This is a genomic window from Catalinimonas alkaloidigena (assembly GCF_900100765.1).
In the GTDB taxonomy this organism is placed as follows: Bacteria; Bacteroidota; Bacteroidia; order Cytophagales; family Flexibacteraceae; genus Mooreia; species Mooreia alkaloidigena.
Map to the genome: position 1 here is coordinate 163,548 of NZ_FNFO01000012.1, position 23,178 is coordinate 186,725.

General features: G+C 59.3%; 19 protein-coding genes, 1 tRNA gene and 2 pseudogenes. 13 read left to right on the forward strand and 9 right to left on the reverse strand.

Annotation, left to right across the window (positions count from 1 at the left end; all coding sequences use genetic code 11):
* Position 1: 1 nt before the first annotated feature.
* The 4 genes from BLR44_RS24580 to BLR44_RS24595 form a co-directional block, all read right to left on the reverse strand.
* Positions 2 to 1,750 carry a RagB/SusD family nutrient uptake outer membrane protein gene (locus tag BLR44_RS24580; RefSeq protein WP_089687212.1) on the reverse strand — a complete coding sequence of 583 codons (1,749 nt, stop codon included), beginning with the start codon at positions 1,748 to 1,750 and terminating at the stop codon, positions 2 to 4.
* 23 nt (positions 1,751 to 1,773) lie between these two features.
* Positions 1,774 to 5,352: a SusC/RagA family TonB-linked outer membrane protein gene (locus BLR44_RS24585; RefSeq protein ID WP_089687214.1), complete on the reverse strand. Its 3,579-nt coding sequence runs from the start codon at positions 5,350 to 5,352 to the stop codon at positions 1,774 to 1,776.
* Positions 5,353 to 5,364: 12 nt separating this feature from the next.
* Positions 5,365 to 6,330 carry a FecR family protein gene (locus tag BLR44_RS24590; protein WP_089687216.1) on the reverse strand — a complete coding sequence of 322 codons (966 nt, stop codon included), beginning with the start codon at positions 6,328 to 6,330 and terminating at the stop codon, positions 5,365 to 5,367.
* 70 nt (positions 6,331 to 6,400) lie between these two features.
* Positions 6,401 to 6,946, reverse strand: coding sequence for an RNA polymerase sigma-70 factor (locus tag BLR44_RS24595; protein WP_089687218.1), 546 nt, complete (start codon positions 6,944 to 6,946; stop codon positions 6,401 to 6,403).
* Between the two features lie 348 nt (positions 6,947 to 7,294).
* Here BLR44_RS24595 and BLR44_RS24600 point away from each other — a divergent pair, with 348 nt between their 5' ends.
* From BLR44_RS24600 to BLR44_RS24620, 4 genes are all read left to right on the forward strand, one after another.
* Positions 7,295 to 8,362 (forward strand): sulfatase-like hydrolase/transferase, encoded by a 1,068-nt coding sequence (locus tag BLR44_RS24600; RefSeq protein ID WP_089687220.1) that lies wholly within the window; start codon positions 7,295 to 7,297, stop codon positions 8,360 to 8,362.
* A 235-nt stretch (positions 8,363 to 8,597) separates the two neighbouring features.
* Complete coding sequence (locus tag BLR44_RS24605) at positions 8,598 to 9,548, forward strand: acetylxylan esterase (RefSeq protein WP_089687358.1); 951 nt, start codon at positions 8,598 to 8,600, stop codon at positions 9,546 to 9,548.
* On the forward strand, positions 9,545 to 10,273 hold the full coding sequence (locus BLR44_RS24610; RefSeq protein ID WP_089687223.1) for an esterase family protein: 729 nt from the start codon (positions 9,545 to 9,547) through the stop codon (positions 10,271 to 10,273). Before BLR44_RS24605 ends, BLR44_RS24610 begins: the two co-directional genes overlap by 4 nt.
* A 518-nt stretch (positions 10,274 to 10,791) precedes the next feature.
* Positions 10,792 to 11,121, forward strand: coding sequence for a hypothetical protein (locus BLR44_RS24620; protein ID WP_089687227.1), 330 nt, complete (start codon positions 10,792 to 10,794; stop codon positions 11,119 to 11,121).
* A 260-nt stretch (positions 11,122 to 11,381) separates the two neighbouring features.
* On the opposite strand, the gene BLR44_RS24625 is transcribed toward BLR44_RS24620, so the two are convergent.
* Positions 11,382 to 11,455: transfer RNA gene (locus BLR44_RS24625), tRNA-Pro, on the reverse strand.
* 153 nt (positions 11,456 to 11,608) lie between these two features.
* Here BLR44_RS24625 and BLR44_RS24630 point away from each other — a divergent pair.
* From BLR44_RS24630 to BLR44_RS24640, 3 genes are all read left to right on the forward strand, one after another.
* The gene (locus tag BLR44_RS24630) at positions 11,609 to 13,909 is read left to right on the forward strand and encodes a WG repeat-containing protein (RefSeq protein ID WP_143017461.1); all 2,301 of its coding nucleotides are present in this window, start codon (positions 11,609 to 11,611) and stop codon (positions 13,907 to 13,909) included.
* A 19-nt stretch (positions 13,910 to 13,928) separates the two neighbouring features.
* Positions 13,929 to 14,231, forward strand: coding sequence for a hypothetical protein (locus BLR44_RS24635; protein ID WP_089687229.1), 303 nt, complete (start codon positions 13,929 to 13,931; stop codon positions 14,229 to 14,231).
* Between the two features lie 182 nt (positions 14,232 to 14,413).
* Positions 14,414 to 14,878 carry a DinB family protein gene (locus BLR44_RS24640; protein ID WP_089687232.1) on the forward strand — a complete coding sequence of 155 codons (465 nt, stop codon included), beginning with the start codon at positions 14,414 to 14,416 and terminating at the stop codon, positions 14,876 to 14,878.
* Here the strand turns inward: BLR44_RS24640 and BLR44_RS24645 are convergent.
* A complete protein-coding gene (locus BLR44_RS24645; protein WP_176956197.1) occupies positions 14,875 to 15,882 on the reverse strand; it encodes a tetratricopeptide repeat protein in 1,008 nt (335 codons plus the stop codon). The genes BLR44_RS24640 and BLR44_RS24645 overlap by 4 nt on opposite strands.
* 339 nt (positions 15,883 to 16,221) lie before the next feature.
* Positions 16,222 to 16,803 (reverse strand): DUF4142 domain-containing protein, encoded by a 582-nt coding sequence (locus tag BLR44_RS24650; protein WP_089687235.1) that lies wholly within the window; start codon positions 16,801 to 16,803, stop codon positions 16,222 to 16,224.
* Between the two features lie 326 nt (positions 16,804 to 17,129).
* On the opposite strand from BLR44_RS24650, the pseudogene BLR44_RS24655 reads away from it, so the two are divergent.
* Positions 17,130 to 17,480: pseudogene (locus BLR44_RS24655) on the forward strand (DUF423 domain-containing protein); the annotation flags it as partial.
* 87 nt (positions 17,481 to 17,567) lie between these two features.
* Positions 17,568 to 17,951: pseudogene (locus tag BLR44_RS24660) on the forward strand (PPC domain-containing DNA-binding protein); the annotation flags it as partial.
* 55 nt (positions 17,952 to 18,006) lie between these two features.
* Here the strand turns inward: BLR44_RS24660 and BLR44_RS24665 are convergent.
* Together BLR44_RS24665 and ispE are read right to left on the reverse strand one after the other, a co-directional pair.
* The gene (locus BLR44_RS24665) at positions 18,007 to 18,438 is read right to left on the reverse strand and encodes a DUF1573 domain-containing protein (RefSeq protein WP_089687237.1); all 432 of its coding nucleotides are present in this window, start codon (positions 18,436 to 18,438) and stop codon (positions 18,007 to 18,009) included.
* 96 nt (positions 18,439 to 18,534) lie between these two features.
* Positions 18,535 to 19,344 (reverse strand): 4-(cytidine 5'-diphospho)-2-C-methyl-D-erythritol kinase, encoded by an 810-nt coding sequence (gene ispE, locus BLR44_RS24670; protein ID WP_089687239.1) that lies wholly within the window; start codon positions 19,342 to 19,344, stop codon positions 18,535 to 18,537.
* Between the two features lie 82 nt (positions 19,345 to 19,426).
* Here ispE and BLR44_RS24675 point away from each other — a divergent pair, with 82 nt between their 5' ends.
* The 4 genes from BLR44_RS24675 to BLR44_RS24690 are packed head-to-tail and all read left to right on the forward strand — an operon-like array spanning position 19,427 to position 23,140.
* Positions 19,427 to 20,065, forward strand: coding sequence for a sugar transferase (locus tag BLR44_RS24675; RefSeq protein WP_089687241.1), 639 nt, complete (start codon positions 19,427 to 19,429; stop codon positions 20,063 to 20,065).
* Positions 20,062 to 20,688, forward strand: coding sequence for an acetyltransferase (locus BLR44_RS24680; RefSeq protein WP_089687243.1), 627 nt, complete (start codon positions 20,062 to 20,064; stop codon positions 20,686 to 20,688). The genes BLR44_RS24675 and BLR44_RS24680 overlap by 4 nt, the downstream gene beginning before the upstream one ends.
* Positions 20,688 to 21,821, forward strand: a complete 1,134-nt coding sequence (locus BLR44_RS24685) for a DegT/DnrJ/EryC1/StrS family aminotransferase (protein WP_089687244.1) — start codon at positions 20,688 to 20,690, stop codon at positions 21,819 to 21,821. The genes BLR44_RS24680 and BLR44_RS24685 overlap by 1 nt, the downstream gene beginning before the upstream one ends.
* Positions 21,822 to 21,868: 47 nt before the next feature.
* Entirely contained in the window at positions 21,869 to 23,140 is a 1,272-nt protein-coding gene (locus tag BLR44_RS24690; protein ID WP_089687246.1) for a serine hydrolase domain-containing protein, read from the forward strand.
* The last annotated feature ends 38 nt before the right edge of the window (positions 23,141 to 23,178 follow it).

Below are 23,178 nucleotides of genomic sequence, written 5' to 3' on the forward strand. Positions count from 1 at the left end.
GCTACCAGCCCGGATTCTGCTCCAGGTTCGGGTTCAACAACAGTTCCGTGATCGGCAGCGGGTAAAGGTAGTCTTTACTTTCGTCAAACGCCCGGCTGATGCCGGGTTGCGGGTCGATCAGCCCGTTGGCGTCGAGCACCACGTTTTCGCCCAGCTTCAGAAACTGGATGCCGTTGGGTTTAGAGGCAGGTTCTTCGGTATACAGCACCACGTCCACATCGCCGTCGCCTTCCAGGTCGTACTCACCCGGACCGGGGAAGTACATCCCCCGGAAAGGTTGCAGCAGCTTCTGCCCTTCTTTCCAGCGCATCAGGTCGTCCCAGCGCAGGTTTTCCATGAACAATTCGATGCGCCGCTCACGACGGATCTCCAGAATAACGCCCTGGTTCCCCCCTTGCGCGACGTGGACGTACTGCGCCGCCAGAAACGGGTCGGGATCGGCATTGGCCGCGGCCATGTCCAGATGCGGCATCGCCACGCGGTCGCGCAGCAAGTTGATCGACCGATCCAGGTCGCCCTGCGTCAGGATACCCAGCTCCGCTTTGGCTTCCGCAAAGTTGAGCAGCACCTCGGCGTACCGGAACAGCGGCAGGTCGGTAATCGACTCGTCGTTGCTGTCGTAGCGCGGCTCGGTCACGTACTTGGTCAGTTGGTAACCCGTCACCGTTGCGCCCAGGTTCGGCGGCACCACTTCGGACGTGCCGATGCGACGGTAGCCGGGCGTGCGGATGGTCTGCGACAGACGCGGGTCGCGGTTGGCAACTTCCTCCACAAACGGCATCTGGTTGTAGTTGGGCTGGTCCGTAAAGCGCGAGCCGTCGGCCATCAGGTAGCTATTCACCAGATCTTTGGGCATCCCCGGCATGCCGTACGACGACGTAATCGTGTAGTAGTTGACGTTGTGGTCGATGGCCTGCTCCGTATTGAACTCCCGCGCCAGAATCATCTCCGCGCCGATGGCATCGTGCGACGCGAAAAATTCCCGGTAAACCGTGGCAGGATCGCCCATATACAGCTGGTACGTGCCGGAGTTCATCAGTTCGTCGGCCGACTGCCAGGCCGCTTCCAGAAACTTCTCGGCCCCGTCCAGGCCGTGGTACTTGCGGAACGTGCCCTCGTAAAGCGCCGCCCGCGATTTGAGTGCCAGCGCGGTCCATTTCGTCACGCGGTACACTTCCGCCCCGCTGTTCATGTTCGCGATGGCGAAGTCGAGGTCGGCCATTACCGAATCCATCACCAACTGACGCGCGTCGCGCGGTTTGAGCAACGCCGCTTCGTCGGTCGGATCAACCGGCTCCGAATACCACGGCACATCGCCGAACTGCCGCACTTTGTTGTAGTAAAAGTAGGCGCGGAAAAAGCGGGCCACGCCACCGTAGTGCTTCTTGGCCGCTTCGTCGGGACAGCGCTGGTAGTTGATCAGGAAGTAGTTGATCTCCCGCAGGTCGTTCCACGTCCAGCCAGCCCCCGAGGCATCGGTCGGCACCACCCGCGCGCCACGCACCCGTTCGGAGGGCGAGTTCTGAATGATGTTGTCCGAATCGGCATCGCCGTTGTAGATGCCTTCGGCCGGAAAGGTCAGGTAAAACGAGTTGGTATAGAGTTCCAGATCGCTCGCTTTCTGGAAGAACGTTTCGGGTGTCACTTCCGCCAGCGGTTCCAGGTCCAGGTCGTTCTCGCAACTGCCCAAGAAGGTCAGCGCCGCCCCCAGACACACCCACGTGGCGAAGGATTTCAGGAAAGTTTTCATGAGTTCAGTAAATCGAAGAATGATTAAAAATTGACGGACAGTCCGAACGAATACGCTTTGCTGAACGGATACGTCTGTGCATTGGAGCGGTCGTCGGCCGTGACGGTGCGCGACAGGTCCACGCCGCTGGAGGCTGCCTCGGGATCGACGTAGTCGGTCAGCTTGCTGAACGTCAGCAGGTTTTCGCCACTGATGTAGATGCGTACACGGTCCAGGTGGACGCGCTGTGTCAGTTGCGTCGGGAAGGTGTAGCCGATGCTGAGGTTTTTCAGCCGCAGGTACGCGACATTTTGCAGGTAGCGGTCGTTCTGTTCGTAGAGTTCGCTGCCGCTGCTCAGGGCCGTATACCCGCGCAGGCGAGGAAAATAGGCGTCAGGATTTTCGGGGGTCCAGATCTCGTCGACCAGGTCTTTGCGGATGAACGACACGTACGGACGGCAGTACATCGCCCAGAACAGGCGGGAATCGTTGCCCGGGTACCAGTCCTGCTTGCCGATGCCCTGGAAGAAGACCGAGAAGTCGAAGTTATTCCAGTCGGCACGTACGGAAAAGCTATACGGAAGCTGGGGCGCGGCATTGCCGATGATGCGGCGATCGCCGGGGTTGGCCAGCGTGTTGTTGCCCTGGCTGATTTCGCCGTCGCCGTTCAGGTCGGCAAACTTCATGTCCCCCGCCAGCAGGTGTCCGTTCTCGCCCGGCGAGGAGTTGATCCGGCCGTTTACCCGCCGTTGGTCGACCGGGTAGTCGCTCGCCTCCTGATCCGACTGGAACAGACCGTCGATGTGGTAGCCCCAGATTTCGCCGATGGTCTGGCCGACGTAGTAGTCGCCCAGGTAGTTATTAGGATTGTCGAAGCGCGTGATTTTGGTCAACTGGTTGGCCAGGTTGCCGGTAAACACCAGATGCAGGGGCTTGTTGCCCAGCGGAATGCTCTGCTGGTAGGTCAGCGTCAGCTCGAAGCCGCGGGTCCGCAGGTCGGCGGCGTTTTCCTGCGGCGAGCCAGTGCCCAGCACCGCCGGGAGGGTTCGGCCCTGGGTCAGCATGCCGATGGTGTTGCGCTGGAACACGTCCACGTTGGCGCTCAGGCGATTGCGCAGCACCGCCACGTCCATGCCGACGTTGGTCGTCGTGACGCGCTCCCACGTAATGTCGACCGGATTCAGGCCCGGAGGCGTGATGTACTCCAGCTTGCTGCCATTGATGGCATACGACCCCGAAGTAGCTTTGTTCAGCGTCGGGATGTAGGCGTAGGTACCCACCTGCTGGTTGCCCAACCCTCCGTACGACGCCCGGAATTTCAACTCGTCGAACACGTTTTTCAGCCCGGACAGGAAGGGTTCGTTGCTCACGTTCCACCCCGCCGATACCGACGGAAAAAATCCCCAGCGGTACTGACTCGGGAACCGCGACGTCCCGTCGTAGCGACCGTTCACTTCCAGCAGGTAGCGGTTGTCGAAGTCGTAGTTGACGCGGAAAAAGTAGCCGCGGATGGCCCACTCGGAGGCGGTGCCGTACGCTTCGGGATCGCTGCTGCCCAGGTCAAGTTCGTTCAGGTCGTCGGACAGGTTGTTTTTCTTCCGTGCATCCTGCGTCGTGTATTTTTTGTACTCGCGGTTCACGCCGACCATCTCTTTGAAGTGGTGCCGCCCCGCGTTGTGCTCGTAATTGGCGTAGAGGTTCAGCGCCGTGTAGGTATCGAAGCCGGAGACTTTCCGCAGCTGGTCGTTGCCCAGGTAGCTGATCTGGTCCGGGTAGATCGACCACGGACTCAGGGTACTGCGCTGCGTCTGTTGCAGAAAATCCCAGCGATTCGTGTAGTTGAACTTGACGCTCAGGCCAGGCACGGGCGTAGGGGCCAGGGTGGCTCCCACCGTGTTGATGAGCTGCTGCTGGCCGATGGTTTCGATCGATTTGCCGTAGAGCAACGACGCAAACACGCCGTCGCCGATGGTGTAGTTGTTGAGTTCGGTACGGAACGTGGCCGTTCCGTCAGGGTTCTGCGGCACGTACGACGGCAGCGCGTGTACCCAGATCAGACTGCCCCAGGGCTCGCCCCAGCCGTACATGCTGCCGCCGTGCGAAAGCTGATCGCTCGTGTTTACCTGCAGGTTTTCCGACAAGGTCAGCCAGTCGTTTACTTTCAGGTCGACTTTGCCGCGCGCGTTGTACGAGTCGTACGTGTCTTTCTGCACGTTCAGGATGCCCAACTGCTTGTAAAAGCGGCCGGACAACAGCACACTCAGGCGGTCGGTCCCGCCGGTCAGCGAAAGGTTGTGCGTTTGCGTAGGCTGCCACTTGCGGAACATCGTGTTCCACCAGTCGGTGTTGCCGTAGTAGATGTACTGGTCGCGGCCGCCCCGGTTGTCGACCACCACGTCGGGCAGCGACGGATCGGTCGAGCGCCGTTGCAGTTCTTCGTAGTCGGCGGCGTTGTAACCGGTGTAGTTCCGCCCGGTGGAGACCCGGAACGACTCGTCGACCAGTTGGGTAGCCAGGTAAGGGTCTTTCACAAAATCGGTGTTGGTCGTGGTGGTCTGCCACGCAAAATTGTTGCTGTAGCTAACGCGCATCCGCCCCGACTGTGCCGCCTTGGTGGTGACCAGAATCACGCCGAACGAGCCCCGCGCGCCGTAAATGGCCGAGGCGGCGGCATCTTTCAGCACCGTGACGGACTCCACGTCGTTCGGGTTGATCTTGTTGATGTCACCTTCCACCCCGTCGACCAGGACGAGCGGATTGCCCCCGTTGATGGACGTAAAACCGCGGATGTTGATGCGGGGCGTCGCACCCGGGTTCCCGCTGGTGCGCGCAATGTTGAGGCCGGGCATGGTCCCCTGCAAGCTTTGCGTCAGGTTCGGGTTGGGGCGGCGCTCGATGTCTTTGGGCTCCACCTGCGACACCGCGCCCGTCAGGTTCGCTTTTTTCTGCGTGCCGTAGCCGACCACCACGATTTCATTCAGACTCTGTACGTCTTCGAAGAGGGTTACGTCCAGTTCGTTCTGCGTCCCGAGCGTCAGCTCCTGCGTCTGGTAGCCGACAAACGAGATCACCAGGGTGGGCGTGCCTTCGTCCTGCACGCGCAACACAAACCGCCCGTCAATGTCGGTGATGGTGCCCAGTGTGCTGCCTTTTACCAGCACCGATACGCCCGGAATGGGCTCGCCGGCTTCGTCGTGCACGCGACCGGTCACGTCTCGTTCCACCGCCTTCGGCTGAACGCCGGGACGCTCCAGCGCTACCGAAATCAACTCCTCGCGCTGCCGGAACCGCAGCGGCGCTTCAGCCTGCAATTGGCTGAGGACCTCCTTCAACGTCAGGTGATTCCCCACGATGGAGAACGTCTGGTCAAGCTGCGCCACCTCGTCGGTATACGCGAAGCGGTAGCCGGAGCGCGCTTCGATGGCCCGAAACAGCTCGGGCAGGCGGGCGTTGCGCAGGGTGAGTGCAAAGGCGTTGGGGTCCTGCTGTGGCGACGTGCCATAGAAAGCCAGCGGCAACGGTTGCGCCCTCAGAGGCTGCGACCACAGGCCCAGGCAGGAAAGCCAGATCAATACGATCCTGCACCCCGGACCGAACAGTCGGGTACGTACGTGTGTGTTCATGGGTAAACTCAGTTATGGATTAGGTTCTGTCAGAAAAATGCGTTGGTGGTCTCCGATTTCGTAGTGGAGATTGAGCAGAAACGTCATGCTTTCCAGCACTTGGTCGAGGGGTTGTTTTTCGTAGCGTGCGGTGATGGTGCGGGTGGTGGGACGCGCACGCGAAATGATTTCGACGCCGTACCAACGCTCCAGTTGCGTCAGGGCCTGTGCCAGCGGCAGATTCTCGAAGATCAGTACGCCTCGGGTCCATCCGTAGTCGTCGGGCGAACCGGGTTGTTTTACCAGGCGATGCGTCTGCGCGTCGAGCGTAGCCTTTTCGTCGGGTTGCAAGCGGACGGCATGGCCCGCGGTGGTCACCTCTACACGCCCGGTGGCCACCGCGACGGCGTAGTGTTGATCGTGGGTCGTCACGTTGAACGAAGTGCCTAGTACCTGCGTCTGCACCTGATCCGTGTCGACAAAAAACGGGCGCGTCGTGTCACGCTGTACGTTAAAAAACGCTTCCCCCCGCAGATAAACCCGGCGTTGCACCGCCCCGAAGGGCACTTCGTAGCGCAACTCGCTGTCGTAGTTCAACTGCACCTCGGAACCGTCGGGCAGAGTGACCGCGCGCTGTTCGCCCGCTTGTGTAACGATTCGGTGCTGCTGCGGAGACGCCGGCAGCGCCGCCACGGGAGTTTCTTCCGGCAGGTAATACCCCACCACGCCGCCCAACAGGGCCAGCAACACCACCGAAGCGGCGACCCACCAGCGCGGCGCAAGGCGGCGCGCGGTTTTCTCTGCGCGTTGCGCCCGGTGCAGGTTCCGCAACATGCGGTCGCGGATCGCCTCGGCCGGTTCGGGCAGTTCTTTAAATACTTCGGCGGGGTCCTGCTGCTGCCGGGCTACCCAACGGTCCAGCACCTCCCGTTCGTGCGGGGTGGCGTCTCCGTTCAGGTAGCGTTGCAGTGCCGACTGCCAGTGGCGTTGTTTGCTCATGGGGTTCGCGTCTCATCAGGAAGTCTCCAAAACCACCCCGACTACGTAGTGCAAACCGGTTAAGAAACTGTTAAGAAAACGACAGCAGAAGTAACCCTACGATAACAGGCTTCAGGTTGCTTCGCAGTAACTTATTGGCCTGGTACAGGTGCTGCTCGACCGTCCGGTCCGAAATGCAAAGGCGCTCGGCGATCTCGCGGGTGCTCAGCCCTTCCTCCCGTTTCAGTTGGTAGACCTCCCGGCAGCGGGGCGGCAGTTCCTGCACCGTCTCGTGCAGAAGTTCCTCCAGTTCCTGGGCGACGTACTGCTCTTCTGGCGAGGGGTGCCGGGCCAGTTTTTCCAGGATTTCCAGGTTGCGTTCGTGGAGGCGGGTCCGCGACAGGGCCGTGAAGGCTTTGTTTTTGATCATCCGGATCAGAAACGCCTCGGGATTTTGCAGGGAGAGCTCGCGGCGGCGGTGCCAGAGGTCCATAAAAATTTCCTGCACCAAGTCTTCGGCCATCTGTTGGTCCTGCAGCAGCCGGTAGGCCAGCGCAAAACACTGCTGCCAGTGCGCTAGAAATAACTCGTTGAACGTCTCGTGGGTAACGTGCGTAGGGCGTAGAGTGATTTCCATAAGTAGCAATGAAGCCACAAAGGAACAGAGGAATCGCCTTTGGCAGCGGAAGAAGCAGGTTATCGAACTGTTAATTCTCCGTAACCCGGGCCCGCCGGCCGCACAACTTCATCAGTGGTTGTTGAGTTCTTACTAGCACGACCCGGCCGCTTCGTTTAGCTTCGCAACCAAATCGGTGGCGGGTGAGACGAAGTAGTGCCTGCGCGGAAGAAAAGCCTTTTCGCTGCGTTGAGGCCTTATCTGTACGATGGCCTCCCCGCTTCTTCTGCTAGCTTACCCCTCGGCTTCACCGGCCACCTCGCACCGTTCCGAATTCGTAACTTAATCACGTTCTAACGCTCAGTACCCATGACACGCTCCCTTGCCCTGCTCCTGCTGCTCTTTCTTTCCGGCCCGCTTTTTTCGCAACACAAAACCCAAAACGTAGTCTTGATCACGCTCGACGGCATGCGCTGGCAGGAAGTGTTCGGCGGAGCGGTCGATAGCCTGATGCTGAACCGGGAATTTGTCGAAGATACGGCCGGGCTGTATGCGCAATTTTCGGCCGCCACGCCCGCACAGCGCCGCGAAAAGCTGATGCCGTGGTTCTGGAGCACGCTGCAGCAAAAAGGGCAGTTGTACGGCAACCGCTGGCTGGGCAACCAGGTCAACGTTTCCAACAAGCACTGGTTTTCGTACCCGGGCTACAACGAAATTCTGACTGGGTTTGCAGACCCGCGCATCCACTCGAACGACAAGGTGGAGAACCCGAACGTGACCGTGCTGGAATGGCTCAACCAACAGCCCGACTTCCGCGGCAAAGTGGCGGCCTTTGGGTCGTGGGACGTGTTTCCCTACATCGTAAACGAAAAGCGGAGCGGTGTGCCGGTCAACGCCGGTTTCGAGACCGCCACCGGCTCAGGCCTGAGCGACAAAGAACGGTTTCTGAACGAGCTGCAACCCGAAATTCCGTCGCCCTGGGGATCGGTGCGCCTCGATGCCTTCACGCACCACTACGCCCTCGAGTACATGAAGCGGCAGCATCCGCGCGTGGTGTACATTGCCTACGGCGAAACCGACGACTTTGCGCATGGCGGCCACTACGACCAGTACCTGCGTTCTGCCCAACGGACCGATGCGTTCATCAAGGCGCTGTGGGACTACGTGCAGTCGGATCCATTTTACGCAGGCAACACGACGTTCCTCATCACCACCGACCACGGACGCGGCTCTACGCGCGACGGCTGGAAGCACCACGGCACCGACCACCCAGGGGCCGATGCCATCTGGTTTGCGATGATCGGGCCCGACACGCCGGCCAAAGGCGAAATGAAAACCCAGGGGCAGTGGTGGCAGAACCAGTTCGCCAGTACCTTGGCCTCGCTGCTGGGCAAACAGTACAGCAACAAACAGGCGGTCGGCAAACCGATTCCGTAAGGGCGCACGCCGGGGCGGGTCTTGTGACGTCAGGTTTAGGTTTCTGTTAATTCTCGGTGCGGGACTGTCTTCTCTCCTACCCGTTTTTTAGCTTGCTGCTCCCACCCTTCTTCGGCTGCAAACGCCCTCGCGGGCTGCCCTGCGTATGACCAAGCGCGCTACATCGTCCGAACGGGCACTGGGTTTTCCGGTAGTTTCACGGCATTCTGTCACACCGGTGAAACCCAACGCATTCATGCCCGAATCTGTCTCGCTGCCCGATCCTGCGCACCCCTTCCCGCTTTCGCAACTTCTTCAGATCGAACCGCCTCCCACGCCCGACGATTTTGCCGCTGTCTGGCGGGAGCGTTACCGTCAGGCGCGGGCCGTCCACCCCAAACCGCGGATCATTCATACCGGCACCGCACATCCCGACTTCGAACTTTACGACCTTCAGTACCAATCGACCGATCAGGTCACCCTCGGGGGATGGGTGTTGATTCCGAAACACGAGCCGGTGCGGCGTGGCGTGGTGGTCGGGCACGGCTACGGCGGCCGCGATGCACCCGATTTTCACCTGCCGATTCGGGAAGCGGCGCTGTTGTTTCCCTGCTTCCGGGGCCTTTCGCGCAGCCCTCACCCACCGATTTCCCCCGATCCGCAGTACCACGTGCTGCACGACATCGACCGCCCCGACCGCTACATTTTGCGGGGTTGTACCGAAGATCTTTGGTTGGGCGTTTCGGCATTGCTGCACCTGTTTCCGGCCGTAGCCGGGCACGTAGGTTACCTGGGCATCAGCTTCGGGGGAGGCATCGGGGCGCTGGCCCTGCCGTGGGATCTGCGCATCCGGCGGGCGCACTTCAACGTGCCTACGTTCGGCCATCATCCGCTCCGGATGCAGTACCCGACCTACGGCAGCGGGGCGGCCCTGCAAAGTTACCAGCAGCGGCACGGCGATGCGCTCTCTACCCTCGCCTATTACGACGCGGCCGTGGCGGCCCGGTTCGTGCAGGTGCCCGTCCATGTGGCGGCCGCCCTCTCTGACCCCATGGTGACGCCGCCCGGACAATTTGCCATTTACAACGCCCTTCCCCACCCCAAACAACGCTACGTGCTGCGGCACGGCCACGCGGAATACGAAGGCCAGGCCCAAGAAGAGGAAGAACTACTGCAGGACCTCAACGCTTTTTTTCATGACCTATGAACCGTGAATACCATCGTTGGTACAGTCACCGCCTCGGGCGCGACATGGAGCTGCTGGTGTTTGGACACGCCGGGGCCAAAGTGCTGATCTTCCCGACCCGCGACGGGCGCTTCTACGAGTACGAAAACCTGGGGCTGGTGCAGGCGCTGGCCCCGAAAATCAACGCGGGGCAACTTCAGCTCTACTGCCTCGACAACCTCGCTGGCGAAACGTTCTACTGCCACTGGCGACACCCGGCCGACCGCATCCAGCGCCACATTCAGTACGAAGAGTACATTCTGCAGGAAGTGATGCCGCTGATGGCCCGCAAAAACCACCACCCCTGCACCATCGCCCACGGTTGCAGCCTTGGCGCCTATCTGGCCACCAACCTGGCGTTTCGACACCCGCACCTGTTCCGGAAACTGTGCGCTTTTTCGGGGCGTTACGACCTGACCCACGCGGTCGAATTTTTCTCGAATCTGTTCGAAGGCTACTACGACGAGAACATCTACTTCCACACGCCCCTGCACTACCTGCCGAACCTGCACCGCGAAGAACACCTGCACTACCTGCGCAACATGGACATGGTATTCACCATCGGGCGGGATGATCCGTTTTATTCAAGCAACCGCTACCTCAGCCAGCTGCTGCGCGAAAAGGGCATTGGCCACGCGCTGCACGAGTGGCACGGACGCGCACACCGGGGTCGCTACTGGCGCGAGATGGCTCCCTTGTTCGTCTGAGGTGGCCGCGGCGTCTGCCTTATTCTTCGCTTTTTTTCGGCTTCATCCTCAGCAACTTAGCCCTGCACCGCTGGCCGCAACCGGGAATTCAGCGGGGCAAACGGGCAGATTTTCGGTAGGTTTGTGCCCTGAATCTGTCTGTCACCTCGTCTGCTCCTCATGAATACCGCTCTGAGCCTCCAACTCATCGCCGTAATTTTTAACCTGATTGCGATTCTTAGTCTTTGCATCGGCTGTTGGATTCTGCTCGAAATTCTTCGCCAGGAAGGCCCAAAATGGTTCAACAAAGAGAATATGGTTCAGCCCTGAAGCGAGCTGCGGCCGCGTGTTGCTTCTCACGTCATCCGCACAAGCTCTGTCGATTTCCTGACCCTGTTTTCTCCCGGTTTACAAGCTTGCCGCTTGCACATCCGGCATCAGTACTCCTGACGTAAGTTCAGCCGCAAAAGCGATCTGCCCGACCTACGACCAACGCGTCTACTTGCGTTCCGGCAACGGCTTCCCTGCCAAACGAACGTATGCGCACGTACCTTTTTGAAACCGACGAATTCGGGCTATCAGACGAAGGCATTCACCTGCTGAGAAGTCGCTTCAACTACGCGACAATCCATTTTCATCAGATCGACCGGCTGCGCATTGAGCGCGCCCATCTGGCCAACCACGGGTTCTGGCTGCTGATGCTGGGGATAGCGTCACTTCTGTTTTCGGCCTTTTACACGCTGGTGCTGTACGAGGTGTTCACCGACGACGCGCCGCAACACGTTTATCTCGAAGAACTGCTGGTGCCCTTTCTGCCGTTGGTGTTCGGCCTGTTTGTGGTGCGGGCGTCATTTCGTAAGGGCTGGTGATGCGCGTCGTGTCCCGGCGTCAGAAAACAAGGCTGCCCCTGACGGACTTCGAAAAGCAAGGCCAGCTCTCCGACTTTCTGAACATGCTCAAAGCACGTATCGATCCACGCACAACGGCGCTGGAGATCGCCACCTTTGGATCAAGGTAAACGTGAACCGGATTGGCGACGAACGAGCGCTCTGGGTAGGGAACCCGCTCGTTACTCAGCGGACAGCAATAAAAAAGCCTTCGCAACAGATCATTGCGAAGGCTTTTTAGGTCGGGGTGGCGGGATTTGAACCCACGACCTCGTCGTCCCGAACGACGCGCGCTACCAAGCTGCGCTACACCCCGAGGCCTTAAAGGCGGCAGCAAAACTACTCCTTCCGGTAAGATTGTCCAACTTTTTAGTGCAGGGATTCTTCAGAACCTACATCGGTAGTGACCAACGCTTTTTTCCTGTATTTGCTTTCTTTCTGTTTGCTGGCGTCTTCTTACATTTGTTTCATGGTGCGCTCTCAACGAACTGTCTCTCTGCGACTTTCTATCACTTTTTCGCTTCTCTTCCTGCTGTCTGCACCGGCGTGGGCCAGCCAGGAACTTCTCGACTTTACCGACCGATACACCAAAAAAGTAACCGACGGACGTTGGGGACTGGTGGAAAAATTATCGGGAGCCCAGTTAATTCCCACACGCTACGAGTACCTGGGGTGGTCTGATGACCGCTATCTGCTCGACCCGCGTCAGAAAGGGCCGCTCCGTTTTCATCCTCCGGCCGGGGGTGTGCTGGCGTACAAGCGCGAGGGGCGCTGGGGACTGATCAACGTGAAGGGCAAAGCCCTGACAAAAGCACGTTTCGACGAAATCCGCTCGTTGCGCGAAGGCCTCTTTCAAGTAGGCATCCGGTCGGCGGCGGGCATGCGCTACGGCCTGGTGGACGAGAAAGGGCGGGAGATTCTTCCTCCGCAGTTTGCATCCATTTCACCGAACTACAACATGACGCGCCTGGTGGTAAGCCAGGGCGAAGCACGGGCGTTTCGGTTCGGGGTGTATGATCTGAAAGGCGAACTGGTGCTGCCCCTGGACTACATCGCCGTGCGGCAATCGCCCGACGGGACGTTCGCCGCACAAGATCCGAGCGGCCAGTGGCACTTGTACACCCTCGAAGGAACGGCCTGGTCGAACCAGAGTTGGCAGGATGTCCGCGAGTTTAACCGGCAGCACGCGGTGGTGAAACAACAGTTCCGCTGGGGCGTAATCGGCCCCGCCGGCAATTTCATTGTTAAGCCGCAGTACCGCTCGGTGGAACCTAAAGGCGGCGAGGGCTACCTTGTGGAACCTTACCCGCAGTGGCAACTGGTCGACAGCGCCAACCATTCGCTCAAAACGTTTGTCTACGAATCGATTTACCCCGTAGGCCCCGACCGTTACGCTTACCAGATCGGGGATCGCATCGGCCTGACCACCGCCGACGACCAGCCGCTCGTGGCACCCACTTACGACAGCATCGGTACGTTTCGGGGCGGGAAAGCCCTGGTCCGTCGCGACTCACTGTTCGGCGTCATCAACCTGCAGGGCAAGGAAGTCTTGCCGGTGGCCTACGCCATCACCGTAACAGACTCGGGCGGCTTTTTCCGCGTGCGCGAAAACCGTTACTGGGGGCTCTACGACTCGCTGGGGCACCAGATTCTGGCGCCGGTCTACGACAGCATCGGCACGTTTCACGAAGGGCGGTGCCTCGTCAAGAAGCGCGGACACTACGGATTTGCCAATGCACAGGGTAAAGAGATCATCGCTGCGCGTTTCGACAGCGCCACCAACTTCCTCGGCGAGCGGGCACAGGCCTACATCGGCGGACGAACGGGGCTGATCGGTCCGGACGGCAAGTGGCGCGTGCAACCGCAGTACCTGGCCCTGATTCCGGCCGGTGCCGATCGCTACATCGCCCTGACGGGTGGCCCCCACCGCCTGATCGACGCCAACGGCCTGTTCCGCTACGAGGCGGACACCCTACGCCCCATGAGCGAAGGCTACGTTCAAATGAAAAAGGAGGGAAAATGGGGTCTGATTGCCCCGGACGATCGGCTGGTCGTTCCTCCCAAATACGACTCGATTGCTCCGCTGAGCCGCAACGAATTGTTTGTGGTGCGCCTGGGCGAGAAGTGGGGCCTGATCAACCGCAGCGGCAAGGTAGTGCTGGCTCCTAACACCCGCTACAAGAACATGCAGCCCCTGAGCGAGGGCATGGTTGGCGTCCACATCGACCGCGGCTGGGGCTTTGTCGACCAACAAGGTCGCCTACTGATTGCCAACCGCTACGACGCCGTCCGGCCTTTCTCCGAAGGCATGGCCGCGGCCATGATCAACGGCCGGTGGGCCTACATCGACCAGCGCGAAAAACTGCGAATCCAACCCTATTACGAGGTGGCCGACCCGTTTCGGAACGGCATCGCCCGCGTGCAGCGCAACGGGCTGTGGGGCTTCGTAAACAAAAGCGGCAAAGAAGTGCTGCCGACCCGCAACACGCAAATGGACCGCACCGAAAACGGCAACTACATTGTGCAGGAGGGCGGCTGGTACGGGCTGGTCAACGGGCAGGGACTGCAGATCGTTCCTTCGAAATACGACCTGATTTCCGAGTTACCCCAGGGCAAAGTGCTGGTGCGGCGCAACCATTTCTGGGGCGTATTCAATGCGCAGGGACGCTCGCTGATTCCCACCATTTATTCAGAAGTACATTACAATCCTTTCGACAATACGTTTCTGACGGCGGAAGCCAAACCCACACGACTCATCCGGGTAGAATAATGGAAACCCGCCGTCACTCATGAACCTCGCGACCCTTCTTTACACGCTCCTGTCCGTTGCCCTGACGCTGTTCATGGTGCGCTGGGCGATCAACTGGACGCTGCTCAACAGAATCAACGGGACGCGTTTTCCGTTCGTGCCGGGCAAGTACACGCTCTACGCGCTGTTTCAACTGTCGAAACACGTGGCCGTGAGCGAATGGAAGTTCTGGTGGTGGGGCAAAGGACACACCACGCTCAAGGTGATTTCCAACGTCCTGTCGTTCATCATCTACACTTGCTTCATCATGATCATCTACCTGCTTAGCACCTGGCAGGGATAAGGTATCGCCGAACCAGAGACGTACCGTTCCTATGCGTCAGTAGGGATTTTGTCCGTACGCCACAGATCCCCAAAAATTAAAAGGAGGCCCCGGCGAGTAGCGTCGAAATTTGCGTTACCTTGTTGGCTTCACCCGATTTCGGTAACGGGCCCGTACCGATGGCTGTGTAGGGCTAACCTTGTATGGAAGTCGCTTTTATGTACCAGCTTGTGCAGAGCAGCCGTGCCGCCCTGCTGCGTTATTGTGAAACCCTGCCGCCCGCGGCGCTTCTCCAACCCCTTCCGAGTTTTAACGACAGCAGCATGCGCGACCTGATGGTCCACATCGCCAACGCGTACCGTCACTGGCTGGAAAATTTCGGTTTGCATCAGGAACGCCCCTACTTCGACCCTGAGGCCTGCCAGACCGTAGAAGACCTGCGTGCCCTGTTCATGACCAGCGATCAGTTGGTCGACGAATTTATGCAGACGTACGAGGGGCGCTGGAGCGATGTCGTCATCAACACCATTCGGGGAAAGCGGCTGGAGATCACCCCGTTAACCCTCTTTACCCACGTCATCACGCACGAATTTCACCACAAGGGGCAGATTCTGTCGATGAGTCGGCAGTTGGGCTATACGCCGGTCGATACGGACGTGATTCGCTAGAGGCAGAGTTCTTTCAGGCGCTCTTCGGCTTCGGCTTCGTGACGGGCGGCCGACTGGCGCCAGGCCTGACACGCTTCCTGCTGGTTTCCGACGGCGCGGTACGCTTCCCCGAGGTAGAAGTAGATTTTCTCGACGGTCTGGTCGAGGTTGACGGCCCGCTGAAACTGCTTGAGGGCTTCTTCGGGCTGTTCGGTGCGGAGGTAGTAAATGCCGCGGTTGCGGTAGGCCCAGCCGTTGCGCTTGTCCAGTTCCAGCGACCGCTCGATGTCGGCCAGCCCGGCTTCGAGCGAATCTTGTTGCAACAGCGCAAAGCCACGGTTGTTGAGGTAATACGCCTGCCGACGGTTCAGTTCGATGGCGCGGTTAAAATACTCTTCGGCGGCCTTGTAGTCGGCCGCGGCCATCTTCAACATGCCGAGGTTGTTCCAGGCGAAGTCCTGCTCCGGGTTGATCGCAATGGCTTTCTGAAAATCGCGCTCGGCCATATCGTAGTTCTTCAGCCGGTACTGCAACAGCCCCCGGTTGATGTAGGCTTCTTCGTAGGTCGAGTCCAGACGAACCGCACGCCCGAAATCGGTCAGGGCCGCTTCATAATCGTCCTGGCTCTGGTAACTCATGGCGCGGGCGTAATAGACACGGGCCGTATCGACATAGCTGGTGCGCGTCAGTCGGTTCAGGTCCTGAATGGATTGCGCATAGCGCCCCATGGCGATGAACGTGTTCGCGCGGTTGTAGTATGCCTCGCCGTAATCCGGATTTAACAGAATGGCTTGATTATAGTCTTGCAGCGCCCGCTCGTAATCGCCCAGTTCGAAGTACGTGATGCCCCGGTTGTTGAACGCTTCGTAGAAGTTGCCCGATTCGTGAATGGCTTCGTCGTACAGCCGCAAGGCTTCTTTGTATTCCCGACGCTTCAGCTCGGTATTCGCCCGCCGGAAAAACCGCACGGCGTCGCTGTTGGGTTCATCACTACCTCCGCAGGCTACTACTAGAGCAGAAAGCATCACACCAATACACAGACGTTGTCCGTATCGGAAGATCGGCATGAGCTGTGCACGTAAATCGCACTTCATAACTTGAAAATGATTGTAGGCGGCAGATCAGAAGCCCAACTGAATTACTGGTACTTAATGCCGCCAAACGGGCAGAAGTAACCATCTTCCGATCAACAAAACACCTTTTTTAGGGATTCATGAGGCTTTTCCCTGACTCTCTGTTGGTTTGCAAGCGCAAGTATACACCAAACAGCAGTAGAACGGCAACGCCTGCGGGGTTGGTACATGCTTTCATAAAAAATCCCTGCCCAAAACGGACAGGGATTGTGCTTTCATGTGCCGGTCGTGTTACGACTGATTTTCGATGCTGTCTTCAATTTGCTCGGCGCGTTGCAGGTGTCGTTGCAACGTGGGCAACGTCTGGGAAGCAAACGCCTTTACGTCCGGGTCTTCCACCTCGTCGGTGGCTTCCTGGAACTCGTCGATGTCTGCTTTGTGGTCTTTCACCATCAGCTTGACGTACTCCCGGTCAAATTCTTCGCCCGACAATTCGGTCAGGCGGTTGATTTCCTTTTGGTGCTCTTCACCCACCGAAGTAGGCAGGGTGATGCCCTTCTGACTCGCCAGGGTTTTCAGCTTGTCGTTGGCTTTGGAGTGGTTGTCGACCATCATCTGGCCAAATTCCTTCACCTGCGGATTCGTAGCTTTTTCTGCGGCAATGCGGCCCAATTCGACCTCCATCAAGCCCCCGTTGGCAGCTTCCACCATAAATTCGGCCATGTCTTCATCCTCGGATTCGCCCATGTCCATGGCCTGTTCGTTCATCTCTTCTGCGTTCTCGACGCTATCGTCACTGCGGCTATTGTTTTCGCACGCGGTCGCCCAACACAGGGTCCCTACCAGCGCGCCTACATATACGATCTTTTTCATGAGTTCAAAAAGTTAGCGTTTAGTTTTCAGAGGGGTTAACGCAAAGTCGCCATACGAGGTTGTTCCTTTTTCCAGTTTTGCCTCGTCAAAATCCACGCTCACACGACTCAAGCAAGCCATTTCCGAAGTTACACTCATCTCACACCCGATTTAGCGCTTATCTTATCCGATGATTATTCTTTAGAGCGTACGGGAAACAGAGCGACTTCCGGTGAGCAAATCGCTGCCGCTTCCGCCGTCGGAAGTTAGCTTTGTGGCAGGCGGTGCTCACCATAGGCCGCACTTGTCAAGCTCACCCCTGAGAGGGATTAACTTTCTATCGAACTATGTATAAATCGTTTTTACTGCTGGGTGCCGCGCTGGGAGCACTTTCGGTCATGATCGGCGCCTTTGGAGCCCATGCCCTGCGCGCAACATTGGAAGCCTCGGGTCGCCTCGACACGTTCGAAACAGCCGTGAAGTACCAGTTCTACCATACGCTGGCCATTCTGCTGGTCGGAGTGCTGCTGTTGCATACGCAAAGCCGCCTGTTGGAGTGGTCGGGCTGGGCGTTTCTGGCGGGTATCGTGATTTTCTCGGGTAGCCTTTACGTATTGTGCCTGACGGGCATCCGATGGATGGGCGCCATCACGCCGCTGGGGGGCGTTGCCCTGATCGCCGGATGGGTGCTGCTGCTGATCGGCGTCAGCCAATCGTCGCTGGGTGGTCTCCGCCAGTCGTCGGCTCTGCCAATGCCCGCCGCAGTTCCGACCACCGTACGGCTCACACCCGGCCAGGACTTGCGGCAGGAACTGCTTCGCCTGACGGAGCAAAACGGCTGGGAGGCTGCCTGCATCGTGAGTTGTGCAGGCAGCGTGTCGACCACGGCCCTGCGCCTGGCCAACCAACCCGACGCTACGGTCTACGAAGGCCACGCCGAAATCATCGCGCTGTCGGGTACGCTTTCGGTCAACGGTTCGCATCTGCACCTGGCCGTTTCCGACTCTACGGGCAAAACGCTCGGCGGACACCTGATGGACGGTTCCCGCATTTACACAACCGCCGAAATCGTGATCGCCCCACTGCCCCACCAGCGTTTTACGCGCGAGCCCGATCCGACCAGCGGCTACTACGAACTGGTTGTCAAAGCGGTGGCGCATCAGCCTTAAATCAAAAAAGCCCTTCCGTCGGGAAGGGCTTCTTTATTGCCAAGGTCAAGGTCTTTTATTTAGAACCGGTCGCCGAGTCGTCTTTCGGCAGTACGTTTGAAACGATGCTTACGCGAGCCGGCGAATTGGAAGCGTTCGAGATCACGGTGATGACCTTGTTCTGATGCCCCATTTTCCCGGTGCTGTTGAACTGCGCGGTGATCGACGATTTGGTACCCGGTGCGATGGGCTCGCGGGGCCACTTCGGCGTTGTGCAACCGCAGGTCGTCTGCACTTGCGACAGGATCAGCGGCGACTTGCCTGTATTCTCAAACTCGAATACATACGTCACCACGTCTCCTTGCTTGATATCCCCAAAATCGTGTTTGGTTTCTTTGAACGTGATTACCGGCGCATTCGGATCGGTTGTGGTAACGGTGTTTTCTTGAGCGAAAGCGGCCACTGCTCCGAAGAGAAACAGAAAAACCAACGCAGCAAATTTTTTCATGACGTAGCTGTTAATGGTTGAATTAAACAAAGCTATTAATTTGACGAAAGGAAGACAATAATCGGACCATTTAAATTCCGGCACCAAAGTATAAATTTATAATACCCCCTGCCAGAGAGTGTAACTTTCTGAGAAAGATTGCTTTAAATCGGGCAACGCCCGAAATAATCCGAACACCGCCGACCCCGATCCCGACATGGCGGCATAGACCGCTCCCGCTTCGTAGAGTTGATTTTTGAGGGTGGCCAGCACCGGGTACGCCGGAAAAAGAGCCGCCTCGAAGTCGTTGTGTAAGTTTTCGCGCCACGTTTCGACCGGTTGTGCCAGAACCTCCGACAGAGGTCGCTCAGGCTCAGCCGGTTGGATGGCCCGGAAGGCTTCGGGCGTAGCAATGGCAAACCCCGGATGTACCACCGCGATGTACCACCCCTTCAGGTCCACGGCACAGGGAGTCAGTAGTTCCCCCCGCCCTTCGGCCAGCATGGGCTGGTTACGCACGAAGATGGCACAATCGCTGCCCAATTGCGCCGCGCAGCGTTCCAGTTCTTCCACCGTTAGCTGCAACGCAAACTGATCGTTCAGCATTTTCAACGCAAAGGTGGCATCGGCCGAGCCGCCCCCCAGGCCCGCGCCGGTCGGCACTACTTTGTGGAGGTGCATCTGCACCGGCGGCAGGCTCCGCAGGTCGCTCAAAAGCCGGTAGGCCCGCAGACAAAGGTTTTGCGCCGGGTCGCCGGGAATGGGCAGGCCCGACTGGCTGAAGTGCAGCGCTTCGGCCGGCAGAATTTCCAACGCGTCGGTCCAGGGAATGGGGTAAAAACCGGTGGTCAGGTCGTGGAATCCGTCCGGACGACGACGCACGACATGCAGCCCCAGGTTGATTTTAGCGTTCGGGAAAGAAATCATAGGCAGTCAAAACTACACGATTCCGGGATTTTGAGAAGCCCCCTTGTCCGCACCCCCGCAGTTCTGTTATCTTGCACATACGATGCGTTGGTACACTTCTTTCCTGAAACCCGCCTGCGACCGGCTGGCCGCCCTGGCGCTTCTGCTGCTGTGCCTGCCGCTTCTGCTGCTGTGCGCGGGGCTGCTGGCCCTGAGCCAACGCGGTCCGCTCCTGTTTGTGCAACCCCGCACGGGTCGCCACGGCCACCTGTTCCGGCTGGTAAAGTTCCGGACCATGTGCCACGCCTACGAACTGCCGGGGAACCTGCTCTCCGAAGCGGCCCGCATCACCCCGGTCGGGCGCTGGATGCGTTACCTCTCGCTCGACGAACTGCCGCAGCTCTGGAACGTGCTGAAGGGTGACATGAGCCTGATTGGCCCCCGCCCGCTGTTGCCCGAATACGTCCCGCTCTACAACACCGCCCAACGCCGACGCCTCGACGTCAAACCCGGTATCACCGGCCTGACCCAGGTGCGCGGCCGCAACGCGTTACGCTGGGCGCATCGCTTCCGCTACGATACGTTTTACGTCGAACACATTTCGCCGGGGCTGGACCTGCAAATCCTGATGTCGACGATTTTTCGGCTGATTTTTCCGGGACCGTTGCACTCTCCAGAGCACGGCCTCTCGGAGCGTTTTCAGGGCAACCTGTCTGCCGACCTAGCCCCTTCTGCGCCATGAAGGTAACCGAAGAAATCTTGTTGTACGGCGCCGGCGGGCACGCGCGTGTCGTCGCCGAATGCCTGCATTGCCAGGAGCGGCGCATCGTCGCGGTGTTCGACGACAATCCGGAAGTCAAGCGTTTCGGCAAGATGGACGTCCACCACCAGTACCAGCGCGATCTTTTCGCCGAACACGCGATCCTGATCGGCGTGGGCGACAACCGCCTGCGGCGCCAGTTGGCATCTCGTGTCTACCACCCGTTTGCCGACGCGGCCCGTCACCGCTCGGCCGTAATCAGTTGCCGCGCCGAAGTGGGCAAGGGCAGCATGGTGATGCACCAGTCGACGATTCAGACGGGTGCCTTCCTGGGTCAGCACGTCATTGTCAACACCGGTGCCATTGTCGACCACGATTGCGAACTGGAGGACTTTGTGCACGTGGGTCCGGGCGCGGTGCTGTGTGGCAACGTCTCGGTCGGAGAAGGCACGTTGATCGGTGCCGGCGCCACCGTAGCACCGGGCGTACGCATCGGCTTTTGGGCCAAGATCGGGGCCGGGGCCGTAGTAGTCCGCGACATTCCCGACGGGGTGGTCGTGACCGGCGTGCCGGGCCGTGTGATTCGCAAACTGGAAACCCTCTGATGCCTGACCGGATTTTTCTGTCACCTCCGCACCGTACCGGCCGGGAATCTCATTACTTGCAGGAAGCCCTCGACAGCAACTGGATTGCGCCGGTAGGCCCATTCTTACGCCGTTTTGAAGAAGGCATCGAAGCTTATACCGGTGCGCCTCACGCCGTCGCGCTCCAGTCGGGCACGGCAGCGCTGCACCTGGCCCTGCGCCTGCTGGACGTCGGCCCCGGCGACGAAGTGATCTGCCCGACGTTCAACTTTGCAGGATGCGTTTTTCCGATTCTCTACCAGGGTGCCACGCCCGTTTTCGTCGACAGTGGCGTATCGACCTGGAATATCTGTGTGAAGGAGCTACAACGTACGCTGGAAGATCGCGCGGCGCAGGGCCGCCGCCCCAAAGCCCTGATCGTCGTGCATTTGTACGGCCAGGCGGCCAAGATCTGCGAGCTGGTAGACGTGGCAAGTCAGTGGAATGTCCCCGTCATCGAAGACGCCGCAGAGGCGTTCGGCGCTACGTACGAAGGGCAGGCACTGGGCACCTTCGGGGACCTTGGCGTCTACTCTTTCAACGGCAATAAAATCATCACGACCTCGGGGGGTGGGGCACTGGTCACCTCACGTGCCGACTGGGCCGAACGCGCCCGGAAACTCGCTACCCAGGCGCGCGACGACGCACCGCATTACTTGCACTCTGAACTCGGCTACAATTACCGCCTCTCGAACGTCAGCGCTGCCCTCGGCTGCGCCCAACTGGAAGCAATCGACGACCGCATTGCCCGACGAAGGGCCATTTTTACCCAGTACCAACAGGCGCTGGCCGACTGCCCCGGCGTGGCCTTCAGTCCCGAGTTGCCCGGCACGCGCGGCATCCGCTGGCTCACGTGCCTGCTGCTCGATCCGGCACAGACTTCGGCAACCCCGGAGGGCCTTCGGCAGGCCTTGGCGGCCGATCAGATCGAGGCACGCCCCTTGTGGTACCCCATGCACCGTCAGCCCGTCTTTGCCGCGTATCCGTACTATACCACCCGCCACATCAGCGACGACCTATTCCGGCGGGGGTTGTGTCTGCCTTCAGGAAGCGCCCTCTCCGAAGCGGACCTGACGCGCATTGTAACGATTGTCCGTCGGGAGATCAAGGGTTGAAAATCAAGGTACGACCCTGTAACTTGACGCCCTCACAAACCTATCGTATGCAACGTTTCTCCCTCCCCACCCTTTTTCTGTTACTCTTTTTCGTTGTTGTCTCCCCTGTTCAGGCCCAGTTCGCGACTGTCAAACCCGCAGCGGCCGGTTTCTCGCCGGAGCGGCTGAGCCGTGTCGATGCCCTGTTGCAGGATCACGTCGACCGTCAGCAAGTCGCCGGGGTGGTGACGATGGTGCTGCGCGACGGCAAAGCCGTGCATCACAAAGCGTTCGGGCAGATGGACCCGGAAATGAATCAGGCGATGCGCACGGACGCCATTTTCCGGATTGCCTCCATGTCGAAAGCCGTGACCAGCATCGCCGTCATGATGCTCTACGAAGAAGGCCGCTTCCAACTGAACGATCCGGTCTATCGGTTTATTCCTGAGTTTAAAGACGTAACTGTGGCGGAAACCGCCGCCGAGATGCCCGCCGGCATGCCGTATTACACCGTTCCGGCCAAACGTCCGATCACCATCCGGCACCTGCTGACGCACACCTCGGGGCTGACCTACGGCTACGGCATGGCCGAAGAGACCTACCGCGAAGCCGGGCTGGTGGGCTGGTACTTTGCCGACAAAGACGAAACCATTGGCGAGGCGATCCGACGTATGGCGACGCTCCCGCTGCTGGCGCAACCGGGCGACCGTTACCAGTATGGCTATTCGACGGATGTGCTGGGGTATCTGGTAGAGCAGGTCTCCGGAATGCCCCTCGATCAGTTTTTCGCCGAACGGATATTCAAGCCGCTGCAGATGCACGACACCTACTTTTACCTACCGGCCGAAAAGGCGAACCGCTTGGCGCCGGTCTACGGTCTGACCGACGAAGGCAAGCTGGTCAAAACCGAAGCCAACGACACCACCGACTACCTTCACGGACCGCGCAAGTGTTTTTCGGGAGGGGCGGGACTCCTCTCGACGGCATCCGACTACGGCCGGTTGTTGCAGATGCTGCTCAACGGCGGCACGTTGGACGGCGTGCGCCTCCTCGGCCCTAAAACCGTGGAACTGATGCATCAGGATCATCTGGGGGACAAGTACCCCGCCTATCCGGGCGAAGGCTTCGGCCTGGGATTCTGGGTACTGAACGACCTGGGGAAGTACGGAGAACTGGGCACCGAGGGGGCTTACGGCTGGGGCAGCGCCTATTATCCGATTTACTGGATCGACCCGAAAGAACGCCTGATCGGCATCATCATGACGCAACTGCGCCCCACAAACGGACTGGCCCTCAACCGGCTGTTTCAACGCTCGGTTTACCAGGCGCTGGTCAAGTAGCCGCTTCCGGTTTCATGCACATAAGCCGGCCTTGTTCG